Source organism: Cellulomonas sp. S1-8 (assembly GCF_026184235.1).
Classification (GTDB): Bacteria; Actinomycetota; Actinomycetes; order Actinomycetales; family Cellulomonadaceae; genus Cellulomonas.
The window spans coordinates 4,204,603-4,222,326 of sequence record NZ_CP110806.1 but is presented as its reverse complement, the minus strand read 5'-3'; the positions used below and the strand labels follow the sequence as shown (position 1 = coordinate 4,222,326).

Genomic DNA, 17,724 nt, shown 5'->3' with positions numbered 1-17,724 from the left:
TCACCCCGTCATGTCCAAGGTCCTCACCGTCGGCAGCCCCTGGCGCGTCATCGCGACGTTCGCCGTGCCGCTGCTCATCGGCAACGTCGTCCAGCAGCTCTACCACTTCGCCGACGCGATCGTCGTCGGCCGCGTCCTCGGCGTCGAGTCGCTCGCCGCCGTCGGTGCCACCGGCAGCCTGCTCTTCCTGCTCATCGGGTTCGCCTGGGGCACGACGTCCGGCTTCGCGATCCCGACGGCCCAGGCCTTCGGCGCGGGCGACCACGCGGCCGTCCGCCGCTCGGTCGCGACCGGCGCGCTGCTGACCGCCGTCATCACCCTCGTGCTCACTGTCGGCGCGCCGCTGCTCGCCGAGCCCGCGCTGCGCCTGCTGCGCACCCCGGAGGAGCTGCTGCCCGAGGCGACGACGTTCGCCGTCATCAGCTTCCTCGGCGCCGCGACGACGATGTTCTTCAACTTCCTGGCCTCGATCATCCGGGCCATCGGCGACTCCCGCACCCCCCTGGTGTTCCTCACCGTCAGCTGCGTGCTCAACATCGGCCTGGTCGTCACGCTCGTCGGCGTGCTCGGGACCGGCGTCGGCGGTGCCGCCCTCGCGACCGTCGCGTCGCAGGGCACGGCCGTCGCGCTGTGCCTGCTGTACGTCTGGCGGCGCGTGCCCGTGCTGCACGTGCGCCGCGAGGACTGGCGCGTGTCGCGCGCCGACCTGGCCCGCCACCTGCACCTCGGCCTGCCGATGGGGTTCCAGGCCTCGATCATCGCGATCGGGGCGCTCGCCGTGCAGGTGCGCCTCAACTCGCTCGGTGCCGACGCGGTCGCCGCCTACACCACGGCCGCCCGCGTCGACCTGCTCGCGGTCACGCTGCTCGCGTCGCTGGGGCTGGCGATGTCGATGTTCGTCGCGCAGAACCTCGGCGGCGGACGGCCCGACCGCATCCGCGCCGGCGTCGTGCAGGGCGTGTGGATGGCCGTCGGTGCCTCGGTCGTGCTCGGGGCCGTCCTGGTCGCCGCCGGCAGCCACCTCGTCGGGCTGTTCGTCGGCGAGGGCGAGCAGCGCGTGGTCGACCTGGCCGCGTACCTCCTGCTCGTCAACGGCGCGCTGTACGTGGTGCTGGGCGTGCTGATGGTGCTGCGCGGTGCGCTGCAGGGCCTGGGCCAGACGCTCGTGCCGACCGTCACGGGCCTGGTCGAGCTGGTCATGCGCGTCGGCGCGGCGATCGTGCTGGGCGCGGCCTACGGGTTCGAGGGCGTCGTGTGGGGCAACCCGCTGGCGTGGCTCGGGGCCGTCGCGCTGCTGATCCCCGCGTACCTCCGCGCGCACCGCCGCCTCGCGCTCGAGCCCGTCGCACCGCTCGCGCGCGTCGAGGCGACCCCGGAGCCCGTCGTGCTCGAGGGGCCGTCCGACGGGTCGATGGTCGTCGACGCCGTCGTGCCGCAGCCGCGTCACGGCGCGGGCGACCGCGACGAGGACCACGTCGGGCGTCACGAGCTCCGCGAGCGCGTCCCCGGCTGACCCGCCGCGGCGACCTGCGCCGACGTCGCCCGCCGCAGATCTCCCGGTCGCGCGGCGCAGGCCGTAGGGTCGCCCTCGGCGCTGTCGCACGCGCCCGGAGCAACAGGGGGCAGCATGCAGCAGGGGGCCGATCTGCGGACGCGGGTGGCGGTCGGCGCCACCTACGCCGCGCAGGGTTTCGGGTACGCGACCGTCGTGACCGCGCTGCCGGGGCTCAAGGCCCGCAGCGGCATCGACGACACGATGATCTCGGTCGTCCTGCTCATGGGCGCGGTCCTCGCGGCCGTCGGCTCGGTGGGCGCCGAGCGCCTCGCGCGCCGCTGGTCCAGCCGCGTGCCCGTCGTCGTCGGGCTGCTCGCGCAGGCGGTGGGGCTCGTCCTGGTGGCCGCCGCGACGTCCGTCCCGCCGCTGGTCGGCGCGTTCGTCGTGTTCGCGCTCGGGCTGGGCATGGTCGACGCGTCCGCCAACATGCAGGGCGTCGCGCTGCAGGACCGCATCGGCCGCTCGATCATGGCGTCGCTGTTCGCGTGCCTCACGGGTGCCGCGGTCGCCGCGGCGCTCGCCCAGTCGGGGCTCGCACGCCTGGGCACCATGCCGGGCGCGATCACGGCCCTGCTCGTCGCGGCCGTCGTCGCGGCGGGCGTCGCCCTCGCCGTCCGGTCCGCGCTCCTGCACGGCACCGCGTCCGCGCTGGCCGACGCCCCCCACGGCGTGGACGGCGCCGACGCCCCCGTGGTCAGCGCCCGCGCCGGCGTCGACGCACCCGACTCCCCGGACGTCGCCGCACCGCCCCGCCGGCCGCTGCCCCGCGCCGGCATCTGGCTGTTCGGTGCCATGGTCGCGGTCGCGTTCGTGGTCGACTCCGCCGTCAGCAGCTGGAGCACCGTCTACCTGCACGACGTGCTCGGGACGTCCGCGACCATCGCGCCGCTCGGCTACGCCGCCTACCAGGGCGCGGTGCTCGTCGCACGGCTCGCGGGCGACCCGCTCGTCCGGCGCTTCGGTCGGGCCCGCGTGGCCGCGCCCACCGTCGCCGTCGCCGCCGTCGGGCTGTTCGTCGTCGGGCTCGTGCCCAGCCCCGCCGCCGCGATCGCCGGGTTCGCGCTCGCGGGCATCGGCGCCGGGACGCTCCTGCCGCTGGCGTTCTCCGCCGCCGCGGAGCTGGCCCCCGACCGCCGCGACGACGTCGTCGCGCGCATCAACCTCTTCAACTACGCGGGTGCGCTCGTCGGCGCCGTCGTCATCGGGCTGCTGTCCGACGTCACGGGCCTCGGGCCGGCGTTCCTCGTGCCCGCCGTCCTGCTGCTGCCGGCCCTGGCGGTCGTCCCGCGGTTCGGTCGCGACCACATCCGGACGACCTGACCCGTACCCCCCCGATCCGCACCCCCGCGACCCGGACGGCTGTCCGGCAACGGGGTGGTCGCGCACCCACGGCCTCATGACGGTCGCCGTCGCGACCGATGCACCCTCGACGAGGGGAGGATCACGAGCATGCCTGCAGGAGACTCCGCAGCGCACGAGGCGAGCCGGCAGCTCGCGCTCGCCGCCGCGCACGAGAAGGCCGCCGTCGACGCCCGCGCCACGGCGTCGCGCTACGGCGTCGCGGCCGCGACCGAGCAGCGCACCGCCCGTGCCCTCGCCCCGCTCGCCGCCGCGGGCCACCACCTGCTCGCCGACCGGCAGTGGCCGGGCAGTCGACGCGCCCAGGTCGACATGGTCGTCGTCGGGCCCGGCGGCGTGTTCGTCGTCGACACCAAGGCGTGGGCCGACGTGACGATCGCGGCCGACCGGATCCACCGCGGGCAGCTGGACGTCACCGACGAGCTCATGGCGCTCGCGGACCTGGCGTACCGCACCGAGGGCGAGCTCGCCGAGGTCGGCCTCGCCCCGGGTGAGGTGCACGCGATCGCGGTCCTGGCCGGGCGCACGGGCGTGGACGAGCGCGTCGGGCCGGTGCGCGTCGTGGGGGAGCGGGACGTGCTGTCGTACATCGCCCGGCGCGGTGCGCGCCTCGGGCCGCAGCAGGTCGACACGGTCCTCGCACGCTGCCTCGAGTGGTTCCGTCAGGTCGGCGCCCCCGCACCGGTGAGCACGACCCTGCCCGAGCCCGTCCTGCCCGAGCCCCGGGGTCCCGTGCTGCTCGTCGAGGACGACCCGGACGCGCCCGCCGCGTGGGCGGCCGACGCCGTGCCCGTCCAGCGCGCGTCAGCCGAGGAGCCCGCCGCGCTGATCTCGGACGCCGAGGTGCAGCAGGTGATGCTGCAGGGCCTCATGGCCGCGCCCGTCGAGGAGTGGATGGCGTTCCTGCACCCCGCGCAGGCGCGGCTCGTGCGGCGCTCGTACAACGGGCCGGCGCGCATCCGCGGCGCCGCGGGCACCGGCAAGACCGTCGTCGGGCTGCACCGCGCGGCGTACCTGGCGCGCACCCGGCAGGGCAAGGTCCTGGTCACGACGTACATCCGCACGCTGCCCGACGTGCTGCGCCAGCAGCTCACGCGCCTCGCGCCCGACGTCGTCGGCCGCGTCGAGCTCGCCGGTGTCCACGAGACCGCCAAGCGCATCCTCGACGAGCGCGGCGTGACGTGCCGCATCGACGGCAAGCAGATCGCGTCGGCGTGGACCGCCGCGTGGGGCAAGGCCGCGGGCGGCAGCATCATCGACACCGACCTGCACGAGCAGGACTACTGGCACGACGAGGTCAGCTACGTCATCAAGGGGCGCGGCCTGACCCGCTGGGAGCAGTACGCGGACCTGCCGCGGCTCGGCCGCCGGCACCGGCTGGGCCCGCAGCAGCGGCGCGTCGTGTGGGAGCTCTACCAGGCCTACGAGGCCGAGCTGCGGGCGCGCGGCGTCCACGACTTCGCCGACCAGATCGCGATGGCGGCGGCGGAGCTGCGGCGCGAGCCCCTCGCCGAGCAGTACACCGCGGTCGTCGTCGACGAGGCGCAGGACCTCACGTGCGTGATGATCCGCATGCTGCACGCGCTCGTCGGCGACGTGCCCGACGGCCTGACGCTCGTCGGCGACGGCCAGCAGACCATCTACCCCGGCGGGTTCACGCTCGCCGAGGCGGGCGTGTCCGTCGCCGGGCGCGGCACGGTCCTCGACGTCAACTACCGCAACACCCGCGAGATCCTGCAGTTCGCGTCGATGCTCGTGCGCGACGACGAGTTCGCGGACATCGAGGGGGCGACGGCGCGCGGGGACCGTCCCGTCGCGGTGCCGCGCACGGGGTCCAAGCCCGTGTACCTGCGGTGCGCGAGCGAGGAGGACCGGCAGCGGCGCATGGTGCAGCGGGTCCACGAGGTGGTCGCCGAGGTCGGCGTCAACTTCGGTGACGTGGGCGTCCTGTCGTTGTCGCGCCGCGGCGTCGAGGACGCCACGGCGGCGCTCAAGCGCGCCGGTGTCCCGGTCGTCAACCTCGAGCGGTACGACGGCGTGCCCGTCAACCGCGTCAAGGTCGGCACCGTCAAGCGTGCGAAGGGCCTGGAGTTCAAGCAGGTGCTCGTCGTCGACCCGTACGCGTCGTGGTTCACCGAGAAGGGCGAGGGCCTCGACGACGTGCACCGCGAGCGCCGCGAGTACCGCCTGCGCGAGCTGTACGTCGCCATGACGCGCGCCCGCGACGGGCTGTGGGTCGCGTCGATCTGACGGGCGGGAGGACCCGCGCCGGCGGGACGACCTGCCGGTAGGTTCGCGGTGTGAGCACCCCTGCCGCCCCCGTGCCCGGACCTGCGCCAGTGCCTGCCCCTGCGCCCGGAGCCGCGCCCGTGCCACCGCGCCGCACGTCGCTCGTCGGGCCGGTCGTCCTGACCGTCCTCGGGGTGCTGCTGCTCGTCGGTGCGGTGATCGCGGCGGTGGCGACGGCCGGCGGGTTCGTCGGCGCGGTGCGCAGCGACGTCCTGCGGGCCGACGGCGGCCCGGGCCCGGCCGTGCTGGCGTGGGCGGACGCACCGGGGTCGACCCGCGTCGAGCTCACGGCCGGTGAGCGGTACGCCGTGTACCTCGTCGTGCCGCGCGACTCCCTGGGTGACGACGAGCGACCCGACCTGGCCGAGGACGTGCTGCTGCTGACGCCGTCGGGCGCGGTGCTCGAGGCCGACGACGCACCGGGCGTGAACATGACGTCCGGTGTGCAGGACCACGTCGCCGCGACGGTCGGCGCGTTCCAGGCACCTGAGACGGGGACGTACGAGGTGGCGGTGCCGGACGCGGGCGTGCCGGGCGCGTGGGTCGCCCTCGCCCCGGACAAGCCGTTCGCGCCGTTCTTCGGCGCGGTCTGGGGCACCGTGATGGGGGTGTTCGTCACGCTGGGGCTGGCGGCCGTGGGGTTCGGGGTGCTCGTCGGCGGCGTCGTGTGGTGGGTGCTGCGGGCGCGGGCGCGTCGGGTGGCGTGATCGCGGCGACGCACGCTGCGCACCGATGGGCCGTACTGATTGTCGTCTTCGGGGCTCCCGCTTAGGGTGCTAAATCGGTGTAGCAACGCCGCTGCACCGGATCAGCACTGTCGAAGGAGACACGCATGTGGAGATCCCTACCCAGGGACGCCGCGCAGTCCCGACGCCCTCGGGGCGTCGCGACGACCGCGGTCACCACCCTCGCCGCCATGGTCGCGGCGACCGTCCTGGCCGCGGCACCCGCCGCCGCGGCGCCCGCGCCTGAGGGGATCGTCTCGGTCACGCCCGTGACCGCGATCTACCTCTCCGGCCAGAAGGTCGCGGCCGTCGCCGTCGAGTACGGCGACGTCGTCGACGCCGCCGACGTCGCCCCGGACGCGTACGTGGTGGAGGACAGCACCTACAACTTCCGGTTCAGCGCCGGGCTCGAGGAGCTCGACGTCCTCGCGGAGCGCACGATCACCCGGGCGTACACCAACGACTCCGTCGCGCTGCTGGGCGCCGGCGAGTCCGCCCCCGGCCGCTTCGTCATCCTCGAGCTGGACCCGGCCGACGCGGGCGGCAACACCGTCATCCGCTCGACGTGCCCGGACCTGTGCTTCGAGAAGATCAACACCGACCTGCGGACCCAGGTCAGTCAGCTGGGCGACGTCCACGCCACCGACGGGAGCCTGCTCGCGCCGCCGACGGACGCGCCCGTGCGTGTCACCGATCCCGCCGTGAACGTCGTCGCGGACGACTTCGTCTCCGAGGTCTTCGACTTCGAGGGGCACGCGCTGCCCTACTCCTACCAGCTTCCCGCGGACTACGACCCGTCGCGCCGCTACCCGCTGGTGGTCGCGCTGCACGGCTACGGCTCCGGCTACGACGGCGAGAACCCCGGGGTCAACGTCGCCGTCGACATCATGGTGCCCGCGTGGAACGACTCCGCGTGGACCGGGGTCGACCAGGACGTGATCGTCCTCGCCCCGCAGAACGAGCGCGTCGGCAACCCTCTCGAGGCGAACGCCATGGCCGCCCTCGTCGCGTCGTTCGTCGCGGACCACGCGGTCGACACCGACCGCGTGTACGCGGCCACGTTCTCGTGGGGCTCGACGCTCGCCTGGGCCGCGATGGCCGCGGACCCGGACCTGTTCGACGCCGCGCTCGTCGTCTCCGGCTTCCCGATCAGCGACGAGCAGGCGCAGGCGATCGCCCAGCAGCCCGTCCCGGTGCTCCTCACGCACGCCACCAGCGACCCGGTGCTCCCGGCCGCCTTCTCCAGCACGAGCCGCGACGTCCTGCGGGCGGCGTACGTCGCCGCCGGCATGGACGAGGCCCAGGCCGCGGACACGGTGCGGCACATCGAGTACGGCGACGACGCGTTCGTCATCCCGGACTACCGCGCCGCGACCGCACCGACCTACTCCGACCAGGGCATCCTGCAGTGGGTGCTCGCGCAGCGGCGGGCCGCGGCGCCCGGTGCGGTGCTCGGCGTCACCCCGGTGACCGAGGTCGGCTCCTTCGGCCAGCAGGTCACGAAGGTCGTCGTGGAGTACGCCTCCGAGGTCGACGCCGCCGCGCTGACGGCCGCCGACTTCCGCGTCGAGGACTCCGGGTACAACTTCCGGTTCGACGGCATCGAGACGCTCCCCGACCTCGTCGACCGCGCCGTCGCGTCGGTCTGGACGACCGACGACCCCGCCCGGCTGCTCACCGAGGAGCGTCCCGAGGCACCGGGACGGTTCGTCGTCCTGGACCTCGAGGACTCCCCCGAGGGCGGCTGGACCGTCATCGTCTCGCTGTGCCCGACCTTCCTGTGCTCGGTCCGCGTCAACCCGGACCAGCTCACCCAGGTCACCCAGCTCGGCGACGTGCGCGACGCCGACGGCACCCTGGTCGCCGCGGGCGACCCGGAGCAGGCGTACCGGATCACCGCGGACCCGATCGACCGCGAGGTCGACCAGTTCGAGCTGGAGACGTACGCGTCCACCACGGGCCCGCTCGAGTACGCCTACCGGCTGCCCGACGGCTACGACCCGGCACGGGCGTACCCGCTCGTGATCGCGCTGCCCGGCCACGGCATGGGGTACGACGGCCAGAACCGCGGCGTGCAGCTCGCCTCCGACATGCTCACCACCGCCTGGTTCCAGGAGTCGTGGACGGGCACCGACGAGGACGTCATCGTCCTGGCCCCGCAGAACGTGCGGACGGGCAAGGAGCTCGAGGGCGCGCAGACGCTCGAGCTCGTCGAGGCGTTCCTCGAGCGGTTCGCCGTCGACGAGGACCGCGTCTACGCGACGTCGGTGTCCTACGGCTCGCAGCTGATGTGGGAGATGTTCTCCGAGCGGCCCGACCTGTTCGCGGGTGGCCTGCTCACGGGCGGGTTCCCCGGCGACGAGGACGAGTTCGCGCGCATCGCGGCGGGCGAGGTGCCGCTGTGGATCACGCACGGCACGAACGACCACCTGCTGCCGGTCGCCGAGGCCCGGGCGTCGTACGAGGCGCTCGTCGCCGCGTACACCGACCGTGGCCTCTCCCCGGAGCGCATCGCCGAGCTGGTGCTGTGGACCGAGTACGGGGACGACGCGTTCTCGCTGCCCGACCACCACCTCGCGTCCGCGCCGACGTACGAGGACCCGGCGACGCTGCAGTGGCTGCTCGCCCAGGTCCGGGACGCCGACGTCGACGACCCGGACGGGCCGGGCGACCCGGAGGTCCCGGGCGGGACCGACGGGAACGAGGGCGGCGGCGGCTCGGGCGTCGGCGCGAGCCCGGCCGGCGGCACCCCGTCGGCCGCGGGCGGCCAGCTGGCCGTGACCGGGCCGGGGCAGCTCGTGCTCCTGCTCGCCCTCGCGCTCGGCGTCATGGCCACGGGGACGTTCCTCGTGCGACAGCGTCTGCGCGGCACCCGGGGCGGGTGACCCCACGCCGGGCCGCCCTCGTCCTCGCGACGGGGGCGGTCCGGTGCGCCGTCAGGAAGGTCCCGCCGTCAGGACGGTCCCGCCGTCAGGCCGGGGTGACGGAGCCGCGCGACCACAGCGGCAGGGGCAGGCGGTGCACCGCCCCGGCGCCGTCGGCAGCGCCTTGCGCGTCACCGTCCGCACCGCGCGTGACCTGCCCGATGAGCAGCTCCACGGCGCGCCGGCCGAGGGCCTCGTGCGGGATCGCGAAGGACGACACGCCGGGCCGCAGCCACCCGGCCATCTCGTAGTTGTCGAACGACACGACGGACACGTCGTCGGGGATGCGCAGGCCCGCCTCCTGCAGCGCCTGGTAGGTGCCGAACGCGAGGCGGTCGTTGAAGCAGATGACGGCGCGCGGGCGCGGGTGCTGCTCGAGCAGGTCGTGCGTGGCGGCCCAGCCCTGCGGCGGCACCCAGTCGTCGCACAGGTGCCCCGACGCGGGCTCGAGGCCGGCGGCGTGCAGGACCTCGAGGATGCCGGTGAGGCGCTCGTGGCCGGCGACGGTGTCGGGCGGCACGTCGTCGGGGCCAGGGCCGGCGCCGACGAGGTGGAGGTCGCGGTGCCCGGCGTCGAGCAGCAGGCGTGCGGCGGCACGGCCGGCCTCGACCTCGTCGGGGACGACGGCCGGCGCGCGCGTCGGACCGCTGGGCAGGGTGTTGAGCAGCACGGTGGGCAGGCGCTCGAGGGCGGCGGGCACGGCGCGGGTGCGCGTGAACATCGAGGTGAGCATGATCCCGTCGACGCGGCGGTCCAGCATGGCGTCGATGAGGGCGCTCTCGATGGCGGGGTCGCCCTCGGTCTCGCCGATGAACAGCATGTAGCCGTGGTCGCGGGCGGCCTCGATGGCGCCCTTGATCATGTCGCCGGCCATCTGGCCGGTCGCGACGGTGTCGGAGACGAGGCCGAGCGTGCGGGTGGTGCCCTTGCGCAGCCCGACGGACACGATGTTCGGGCGGTAGCCGAGGTCGGCGGAGGCGTCGCGGACGCGCTCCTGCACGGCCGGTGAGATGCGCAGCTCCGAGCCCCGCCCGGACAGCACGAGCGAGGCCGTCGTGGACGACACCCCGGCGGTGCGGGCGACGTCGGCGAGCGTCACGCGTCGGGTCACGTCGGTCCTTTCGTCGCAGCGATCCTAGAGGTGGCGTCAGGGCGCCCGGCGCCGGTCGCGCTCCCATCCGGACGACTGTCCGACTTCTCCCGGGTCGCCGCGGCGGCGTCATCGATCCGTGACCTGCCACCGCTTGACACGCCTGCGGAACAGTGGCGAGCATGGCAGCGCTAAGACGATTTAGCAACGGTCACCGGAGCCCCCCCGGAGGCCGACCCGATGAAGGGAGACACCGGTGTCTCGATCGACTGGAAGGTCACGGAACGCGGCCGCAGCCTCGTCCGTTTTCCTGGCAAGCATCCTCGCCCTGACGGCGTGCAGCGCACCCGGCGGCGGCACCACCGACGACCAGGCCACCGCCGACGGTGACACGGTCGCCGCCGACGGCGACTGGACCTGCGGTACCGACGACGTCACGCTCGACGCGTACATCGAGACCGGGTTCCCGCTCTCCGCCGCGCTCTTCGACGAGTTCGAGGCCCAGTACCCGAACGTGACGTTCGACGTCCGCGAGGACCAGTTCGCGGTCATCACCCAGAACGCCCCCCGCGTCCTGGCCGACGACCCGCCCGACCTCATGCGTCTGCCGCAGGTGTCCGACCTGGCCGCCGACGGCCTGCTCTACAACCTCGACGAGGCCGCCACGGCGCTCGGCTGGGACGAGTGGCCCGCGTCGCAGCTCCAGCAGATGCGCGTCGACGACGAGGGACGCCGCGGCGACGGCCCCCTGTACGCCCAGGGTCTGAACTACTCGATGACCGGCGTGTTCTACAACAAGGAGCTCGCCGCCCAGATCGGCATGACCGAGGCGCCGGCGACGCTCGCCGAGCTCGACGGCTTCATGCAGGCGGCCAAGGACGCCGGCATCACGCCGTCGACGCAGTTCAACGGTGGCGCCACCGGCGGCCTCGCGTTCCCGCTGCAGGCGCTCATGGCCTCCTACGGCGACGTGTCGGCGATCAACGACTGGACCTTCCAGCAGCCCGGCTCGACGATCGACACCGAGAGCAACGTCGAGGCCGCCGCGCACCTGCAGAAGTGGATCGAGGCCGGCTACTTCGCCGAGGACATCAACTCCCTCGACTACTCGATGATGATGGGCCGCTTCATCGACGGCGAGAGCCTGTTCATCTTCAACGGCGACTGGGAGTCGGGGAACCTCGACACCCAGATGCCCGGCAACGTCGGGTTCTTCCTCATGCCCCCGCTCGAGGAGGGCGGCACCGTCGGCGCGATGTCGGCGCCGCTGACGTACGGCATCTCCGCCAAGGCCGAGAACCCCGAGTGTGCGGCGTTCTTCCTCGACTGGATCGCCACGAACGACGAGGCCCGCACCATCGCCGTCGAGATCGGCGGCTCGCACCCGATGGGCCCGTCGGACGCCTTCATGCCCGAGGTCGACGCGGACTCCGTGACCGCCCAGACCCTCGCGGCCGGCGCCACGATCGCCGAGGACAACGGTTCGATGGAGTTCATCGCCAACGCGACCGGTGCGATCTACGCCACCAGCTGGACCCCCAACCTGCAGAGGCTCGTCGCCGGTGAGATCGACGCCGCGGCCCTGCTCGCCTCGGTCCAGGCCGACTACGAGTCCGAGATCGGCAGCTGATGGCCACCTCGCGGACGACCGGTACCAGCGGCGTCCGCGAGGCCGTGGGGATCACCCCGCACAGCCACGAGGCCAGGCGCCGCGCCCTGCGGGCGCGGCGCCTGCGCCGAGGCTGGGTGGCCCTCGGCCTCGTGGTCCCGGCCGCGGTGGCCTACGCACTGTTCGTGCTGCAGCCCTTGGCGCTCACCATCCAGTACTCGTTCTACGAGTGGAACGGCGTCACCGAGTCCACCTGGGTGGGGCTCGAGAACTACTCCCGCCTGCTGAGCGACTCCCGGATGCTCGGGTCGATCGGCAACGCCCTGCAGCTGATCATCTACTTCAGCTTCGTCCCCGTGATCCTGGGGCTGCTCGCCGCGGCCGTCATCCGCAAGTTCGCGACCAGCCGGCTCGCGCTGGTGTCCCGGACCGTCCTGTTCCTGCCGCAGGTGATCCCGCTCGTGGCCGCCGGCATCATGTGGACCTGGCTGCTGGCCACCGACGGCCTGATCAACGAGGTCATGCGAGCCCTCGGCCTCGGCGGCCTCACGCGGGCCTGGCTCGGTGACACGAACACCGCACTGCCCGCCGTCGGCGTCATCGGCGCGTGGGTCGCGCTCGGCCTGTGCCTGATCCTGCTCCTGGCCGGCATGTCCAAGATCGACCCCGCGCTGTACGAGGCGGCCCGCATCGACGGCGCCGGCGCCGTGCGCGAGTTCTTCTCGATCACGCTCCCGGGCGTCCGTCAGGAGGTCGGCGTCGCCGTCACCGTCACGGTGATCTCCGCGCTGGCGGCCTTCGACATCGTCTACATCTCCACGCAGGGCGGGCCCGCCAACTCCACGATGGTGCCCGGCCTGGAGATCTACTACCTCGGCTTCTTCAGCCGCGAGGTCGGTCAGGCCTCCGCGCTCGCCGTCGTCTTCATGGCGCTGGTGCTCGCGGTCGTCCTGCCGATCCAGCGCTTCACCCGGGAGGACGCCCGATGATCGTGTCGCGCCGCGAGACGTGGGTGGGCCGCGTCCTGCTCGTCGTCCTCATGCTGGTGACGGTCGTGCCGTTCGTCAGCCTCTTCGTCACCGCCCTGCACGAGCCCGGGACGTACCCGTCGGGCCTCGCCTGGCCCGAGACGCCGTACTGGTCGAACTTCGTCGACGCCTTCCGGGTCGCCGACATGGGCGCGCTGCTGTGGTCGAGCGTCCTCATCGAGATCGGCGTCGTCCCGGTCGCCCTGCTCATCGCGACCCTCGCCGGGTTCGCACTGGGCCACCTGCGCCCCCCGGGGCACCGCGTCATCTTCCTGACGTTCCTGCTCGGGCTCACGCTGCCGTTCCAGGCCGTCATCGTCCCGCTGTACTACCAGATGCGTGACATGGGCCTGCTGAACACCCGGTGGGCGATCATCCTGCCGCTCATCGGCCTGTACATGCCGTTCGCGGTCATGTGGATGCGCGCGCACTTCGTCAACATGCCGGAGGACCTGTCCGAGGCCGCGCGCATCGACGGTGCCGGCACGTGGAAGCTGTTCACGCGGATCCACCTGCCGCTGTCGAAGCCGGCGCTGTCCTCGCTCGGGATCCTCATGTTCCTGTGGACGTGGAACCAGTTCCTGCTCGCCGTGGTGCTGGTGTCCGACCCGACCAAGCGCACCATGGCCGGTGCCCTCGGGGCGTTCCAGGGTCAGTGGGGCACCAACGTCCCGCTGCTGTGCGCCGGGTCCCTGCTCATCCTCACGCCGACGCTCATCGTGTTCCTCGCGTTCCAGCGCCAGTTCGTCACCGCTCTCATGCAGGGGGCGTTGAAGGGATGAGCGGCGAGGGGACCACCCGGCCACCGTTCGACCCGGCGGTCGCGTCCGCCCTGGCGGACCGGCCCGGGGACGTCGTCACGACCCTCGCCCCCGACGAGATCGCCGCGCTGCGCGCCCGTGCGCAGCCGCCGGACCTCGACGACGTCGCCGTGCTCGCCCGCCGCACCCTGACGTGGCACCACGCGCCCGGGCCGGACGGCGAGGTCCGCGTGGCGCTGCTGCGGCCCGCGTCCGACGGTCCCGTGCCCGTGCTGCTGCACCTGCACGGCGGCGGGCTCGTCGCCGGGACCGTCTCCGACGACGTCGCCGCGACCGCCGCGACCGGTCCCGGGTGGGCGGTCGCGTCCGTCGACTACCGGCTCGCGCCCGAGCACCCCTACCCGGCGGCCGTCGAGGACGCGTACGCGGCCCTCGTGTGGCTCGTCGGGCAGGCCGACTCGCTCGGGCTGGACGCCGCGCGCGTCGTCGTGACCGGCGTCAGCGCCGGTGCCGGGGTCGCGGCGGCGCTCGCGCTGCTCGCCCGCGACCGCGGCGGGCCGACGCTCGCGGGTCAGCTGCTGGTGTGCCCCATGCTCGACGACCGCAACGACAGCGCGTCCGGTGAGCAGATGGCCGGCGTCGGGTCGTGGGACCGCACCGCCAACGCGACCGGCTGGGCCGCGTACCTCGGCGACGCCGCCGGCGGACCGAGCACCCCGGCGTACGCGTCGGCGGCCCGCGCCGCGCAGCTCGACGGCCTGCCGCCCGCGTACGTCGACGTCGGCTCCGCCGAGACGTTCCGCGACGAGTGCGTGCGCTACGCCGCGCGGATCTGGACCGACGGCGGCGACGCCGAGCTGCACGTGTGGCCCGGCGGCTGCCACGGGTTCGACGGGCTCGTCCCCGACGCACCCGTGTCGCGCGACGCCCGCACGGCCCGCGCCCGCTGGCTCGCGCGCCTGCTCGCCCGGACCTACGCCCCCACCCCGACCGGACACCGGTCGCCGACGACGACGGAGCCCGACGCGTGACCCACCACGGCCCGCAGCTCATCACCTACGCCGACCGCCTCGCCGGCGACCTGCCCGGCCTGCGCGCGCTGCTCGACGGGGCGCTCGCGGGTGCGTTCACCGGCGTGCACGTGCTGCCGTTCTACCCGCCGTACGACGGCGCCGACGCGGGCTTCGACCCGCGCGACCACACGCAGGTCGACCCGCGCCTGGGCACCTGGGACGACGTCCGGGGCCTCGCCGAGGGCCGCACCGTCATGGCCGACGTCATCGTCAACCACGTCTCCGCGGACTCCGAGCGCTTCCGCGACGTGCGCGAGCGCGGCGACGCGTCCCCGCACGCGCCCATGTTCCTCACGCTCGGGTCCGTGTTCCCCGACGGCGCGACCGAGGAGGACCTGGCGCGGGTCTACCGCCCGCGCCCCGGCCTGCCGTTCACGGTCATGACGCTCGGCGGGCGACGACGCGTGGTGTGGACGACGTTCACGCCCGACCAGGTCGACCTCGACCTGCGCACGCCGCAGGCCTGGGACTACCTGACGTCCGTCGTCGACGCGCTGACCGCCGGCGGCGTCACGGTGCTGCGGCTCGACGCCGTCGGGTACACCGGCAAGGAGGCCGGCACGGACTGCTTCATGACGCCCGCGACCGACGCGTACACCGAGCGGATCGTCGAGCAGGCGCACGCCCGCGGCGCGCAGGTGCTCGTCGAGGTGCACGGGCACCACACCCAGCAGATCGAGATCGCCCGCAAGGTCGACCTCGTCTACGACTTCGCGCTGCCGCCGCTGGTGCTGCACGCCCTGACCGCGCACGACCTCGACCCGCTCGCCGGGTGGCTGGCCATCCGGCCCGGCAACGCGGTGACCGTCCTGGACACGCACGACGGCATCGGCATCGTCGACGTCGGCCCCTCCGACCTGCGCCCCGGCGAGCCCGGCCTGCTCGCTCCCGAGAAGATCGACGCGCTCGTCGAGCACATCCACGCGAACTCCGGCGGCACGTCGCGGCAGGCCACGGGCGCGGCCGCGTCGAACCTCGACCTGTACCAGGTCAACTGCACGTTCTACGACGCCCTCGCACGCGACGACCGCCGCTACCTCCTGGCACGGCTGATGCAGCTGTTCGTCCCCGGGATCCCGCAGGTCTACTACGTGGGCCTGCTCGCCGGGTCCAACGACATGGACCTGCTCGCGGCCACCGGCGTCGGCCGGGACGTCAACCGTCACCACTTTACGCCGGACGAGGTCGCCGACGCGCTCACGCGTCCCGCGGTGCGCGGCCAGCTCGCCGCGCTGCGGCTGCGGTCGTCGCACCCGGCGTTCGACGGGGAGTTCGAGTGGGACGTCGACGGCACGCGTGGCTGCTTCGCGTGGGTCTCCGGCGAGGCGCGCGCGACCCTGACGTTCGACGTGTCCGACGGCACCTTCCAGGTCCACGCGACGGGCCCGGAAGGCGAGCAGCCGTTCCTCACCGACACGGACACCGCCACCGCCACCCCCGCCTGACCCGGGCCTCGTCGGTCTCGCGAGACCGAGCTTTCCGGGACCGGTGAGCCCGGATCTGTCGGTCTCGCGAGACCGGGCTTCGGTGCAGCATCACGCGACGTGGGTGCCGCGGCCCGGACGGCGTCGCTAGGCTCGCGAGCGGGGGCCTTCGGGTGACGGGGGAGGCCGGAGATGACCGCGACCGACGGGACGCCAGTCGACGGCAAGCCGGTCGACGGGAAGGCGCGGGAGCGGCGGGCGATCGTCGAGTCGATCGTCGGTGCGGGTGTCATCGGGACCGGGGCGCTCGTCGGGGGCGTGCTCGTGCAGTCCCGCGTGCTGATCTTCGACGGCGCGTTCGTCGTGCTGGGGATCGTGCTGTCCGCGATGTCGTTGGTGGCGTCGCGCGCCGCGGCCGCCGCGCCGAGCGCCCGCTTCCCGTTCGGCAAGCAGGCGGTGACGCCGCTGGCCATCGCGGTGCAGGGTGCCGCGCTGCTCGGCACGCTCGTGTACGCGGCGGCCGACGCGGTGATCGTCATCGTCGCCGGGGGCGCCGACGTGGCCGCGGGTGTCGTCGTCGCGTACGGGCTGGCGTCGTTGGTCGCGTCGCTGCTCATCGAGCGGCGGGTGCGTCGGCTCGCGCCGGACTCGGACCTGGTGGCCGCCGAGGCCGCGCAGTGGCGCGCCGGCGCGGTCCTCAGCCTCGTGTACGCGGCCGGCGCGGGGGTGGCGTTGCTGCTGTCGGCGCTGCGGTGGGACGACGTCGTCCGCTACCTCGACCCCGGCCTGGTGCTGCTCGCGTGCCTGGCCCTGCTGCCCGTGCCGCTGCGCCTGCTGCGGGCCGCGGCCCTCGAGCTGCTGGAGGCCGCACCCCCCGCGCACGTCGCGCAGGCGCTCGCCGACGCGGTCGCGCACGTCCGCGCAGAGCACGGCCTGGGGGAGCCGCTCGTGCGGGCCACCAAGCTGGGCGAGCGGCTGTACGTCGAGGTCGACTTCGTCGTCGAGCCCGGCACGTGGGACGTCAGCGGCGAGGACCGCGTGCGGCGGGCTGTGCTCGACCGCCTCGAGCCCCTGGGGTACGAGCTGTGGGCGAACGTCGAGCTGACGACGGACCCGCGGCTGGCGCAGTAGCGGCGCCGACCCGGTGCGGCAGGATGCCGGGATGGACCCCCACGCCCCCGGCCTCGCCGACGTCATCCGGTACGTCCCCTCGGACCCCGCGGCACCCCGTGCGGTCCTCACGTTCGACGACGGGCCGAACCCGCCCGACACCCTCACTCTCCTCGACCTGCTGGCACGCGAGGGGGTGCCCGCGGTGTTCTGCCTGGTCGGGGAGCAGGTCGAGGCGCACCCGGACGTCGTGCGGCGCATCGTCGCCGACGGGCACGTGCTGGCGAACCACTCGTACCGGCACGACGACCTCGAGGACTGGGAGCCCGACGCCGTCCGCGCGGACCTGCAGCGCACGCTCGACGCGATCCACGCGGTCGTCCCCGACGCGCCCGTGCCGTTCTTCCGGGCGCCGTACGGCCACTGGGGGCGGACGATCCCCGTCGCCGCGGATCTGGGGATGCAGGCCCTGGACATGCAGCTCGTCGTCGGGGACTGGGACCCGCCGGGCGTCGACGAGCTGGTCCGGCGCCTCGGTGGCGTGGAGCCGGGGGGCGTGATCCTGCTGCACGACGGCGGCGGGGACCGTAGCCAGACGGTCGAGGCGGTCGCACGGGTCATACCGACGATGCGCGCCGCGGGGTGGACGTTCTCGGTGCCGCTCGCCGCCGTCGACGACCGGACCGGTGGGGCAGACCCCGACACGCTCTGACGGCGACGGGCCCCCGCGCTGTCGCGGGAGCCCGTCGCCGTCGCGCCGGTCGGGTGCTGCGCCGG

At 74.0% G+C, this 17,724-nt stretch carries 13 protein-coding genes; 12 read left to right on the top strand and 1 reads right to left on the bottom strand.

Features of this window, described 5'->3' with window-relative positions:
• Nucleotides 1-10: 10 nt before the first annotated feature.
• The 5 genes from OKX07_RS19000 (at nucleotide 11) to OKX07_RS18980 (ending at nucleotide 8,813) form a co-directional block, all read left to right on the top strand.
• The gene (locus OKX07_RS19000) at nucleotides 11-1,513 is read left to right on the top strand and encodes an MATE family efflux transporter (RefSeq protein WP_265629565.1); all 1,503 of its coding nucleotides are present in this window, start codon (nucleotides 11-13) and stop codon (nucleotides 1,511-1,513) included.
• Nucleotides 1,514-1,627: 114 nt separating this feature from the next.
• A complete protein-coding gene (locus OKX07_RS18995) occupies nucleotides 1,628-2,875 on the top strand; it encodes an MFS transporter (RefSeq protein ID WP_265629564.1) in 1,248 nt (415 codons plus the stop codon).
• Between the two features lie 129 nt (nucleotides 2,876-3,004).
• Nucleotides 3,005-5,164, top strand: coding sequence for a UvrD-helicase domain-containing protein (locus OKX07_RS18990; RefSeq protein ID WP_265629563.1), 2,160 nt, complete (start codon nucleotides 3,005-3,007; stop codon nucleotides 5,162-5,164).
• Nucleotides 5,165-5,283: 119 nt separating this feature from the next.
• Nucleotides 5,284-5,910 (top strand): hypothetical protein, encoded by a 627-nt coding sequence (locus tag OKX07_RS18985; RefSeq protein ID WP_265629562.1) that lies wholly within the window; start codon nucleotides 5,284-5,286, stop codon nucleotides 5,908-5,910.
• A 209-nt stretch (nucleotides 5,911-6,119) separates the two neighbouring features.
• The gene (locus OKX07_RS18980; RefSeq protein WP_265629561.1) at nucleotides 6,120-8,813 is read left to right on the top strand and encodes a dienelactone hydrolase family protein; all 2,694 of its coding nucleotides are present in this window, start codon (nucleotides 6,120-6,122) and stop codon (nucleotides 8,811-8,813) included.
• Between the two features lie 85 nt (nucleotides 8,814-8,898).
• Here the strand turns inward: OKX07_RS18980 and OKX07_RS18975 are convergent, their stop codons facing one another.
• The gene (locus OKX07_RS18975) at nucleotides 8,899-9,963 is read right to left on the bottom strand and encodes a LacI family DNA-binding transcriptional regulator (protein WP_265629560.1); all 1,065 of its coding nucleotides are present in this window, start codon (nucleotides 9,961-9,963) and stop codon (nucleotides 8,899-8,901) included.
• 235 nt (nucleotides 9,964-10,198) lie between these two features.
• Here OKX07_RS18975 and OKX07_RS18970 point away from each other — a divergent pair, with 235 nt between their 5' ends.
• The 7 genes from OKX07_RS18970 to OKX07_RS18940 all read left to right on the top strand — a co-directional run bounded on the left by OKX07_RS18970 (nucleotide 10,199) and on the right by OKX07_RS18940 (nucleotide 17,659).
• Nucleotides 10,199-11,572 carry an ABC transporter substrate-binding protein gene (locus OKX07_RS18970; protein WP_265629559.1) on the top strand — a complete coding sequence of 458 codons (1,374 nt, stop codon included), beginning with the start codon at nucleotides 10,199-10,201 and terminating at the stop codon, nucleotides 11,570-11,572.
• A complete protein-coding gene (locus OKX07_RS18965) occupies nucleotides 11,572-12,540 on the top strand; it encodes a carbohydrate ABC transporter permease (protein WP_265629558.1) in 969 nt (322 codons plus the stop codon). The genes OKX07_RS18970 and OKX07_RS18965 overlap by 1 nt, the downstream gene beginning before the upstream one ends.
• Nucleotides 12,537-13,361, top strand: coding sequence for a carbohydrate ABC transporter permease (locus tag OKX07_RS18960; protein ID WP_265629557.1), 825 nt, complete (start codon nucleotides 12,537-12,539; stop codon nucleotides 13,359-13,361). The genes OKX07_RS18965 and OKX07_RS18960 overlap by 4 nt, the downstream gene beginning before the upstream one ends.
• Nucleotides 13,358-14,371: an alpha/beta hydrolase gene (locus OKX07_RS18955; RefSeq protein WP_265629556.1), complete on the top strand. Its 1,014-nt coding sequence runs from the start codon at nucleotides 13,358-13,360 to the stop codon at nucleotides 14,369-14,371. The genes OKX07_RS18960 and OKX07_RS18955 overlap by 4 nt, the downstream gene beginning before the upstream one ends.
• Nucleotides 14,368-15,858, top strand: a complete 1,491-nt coding sequence (gene gtfA / locus OKX07_RS18950; RefSeq protein WP_265629555.1) for a sucrose phosphorylase — start codon at nucleotides 14,368-14,370, stop codon at nucleotides 15,856-15,858. The genes OKX07_RS18955 and gtfA overlap by 4 nt, the downstream gene beginning before the upstream one ends.
• 171 nt (nucleotides 15,859-16,029) lie before the next feature.
• Nucleotides 16,030-16,968 carry a cation transporter gene (locus OKX07_RS18945; protein WP_265629554.1) on the top strand — a complete coding sequence of 313 codons (939 nt, stop codon included), beginning with the start codon at nucleotides 16,030-16,032 and terminating at the stop codon, nucleotides 16,966-16,968.
• A 31-nt stretch (nucleotides 16,969-16,999) separates the two neighbouring features.
• Complete coding sequence (locus OKX07_RS18940) at nucleotides 17,000-17,659, top strand: polysaccharide deacetylase family protein (protein ID WP_265629553.1); 660 nt, start codon at nucleotides 17,000-17,002, stop codon at nucleotides 17,657-17,659.
• The last annotated feature ends 65 nt before the right edge of the window (nucleotides 17,660-17,724 follow it).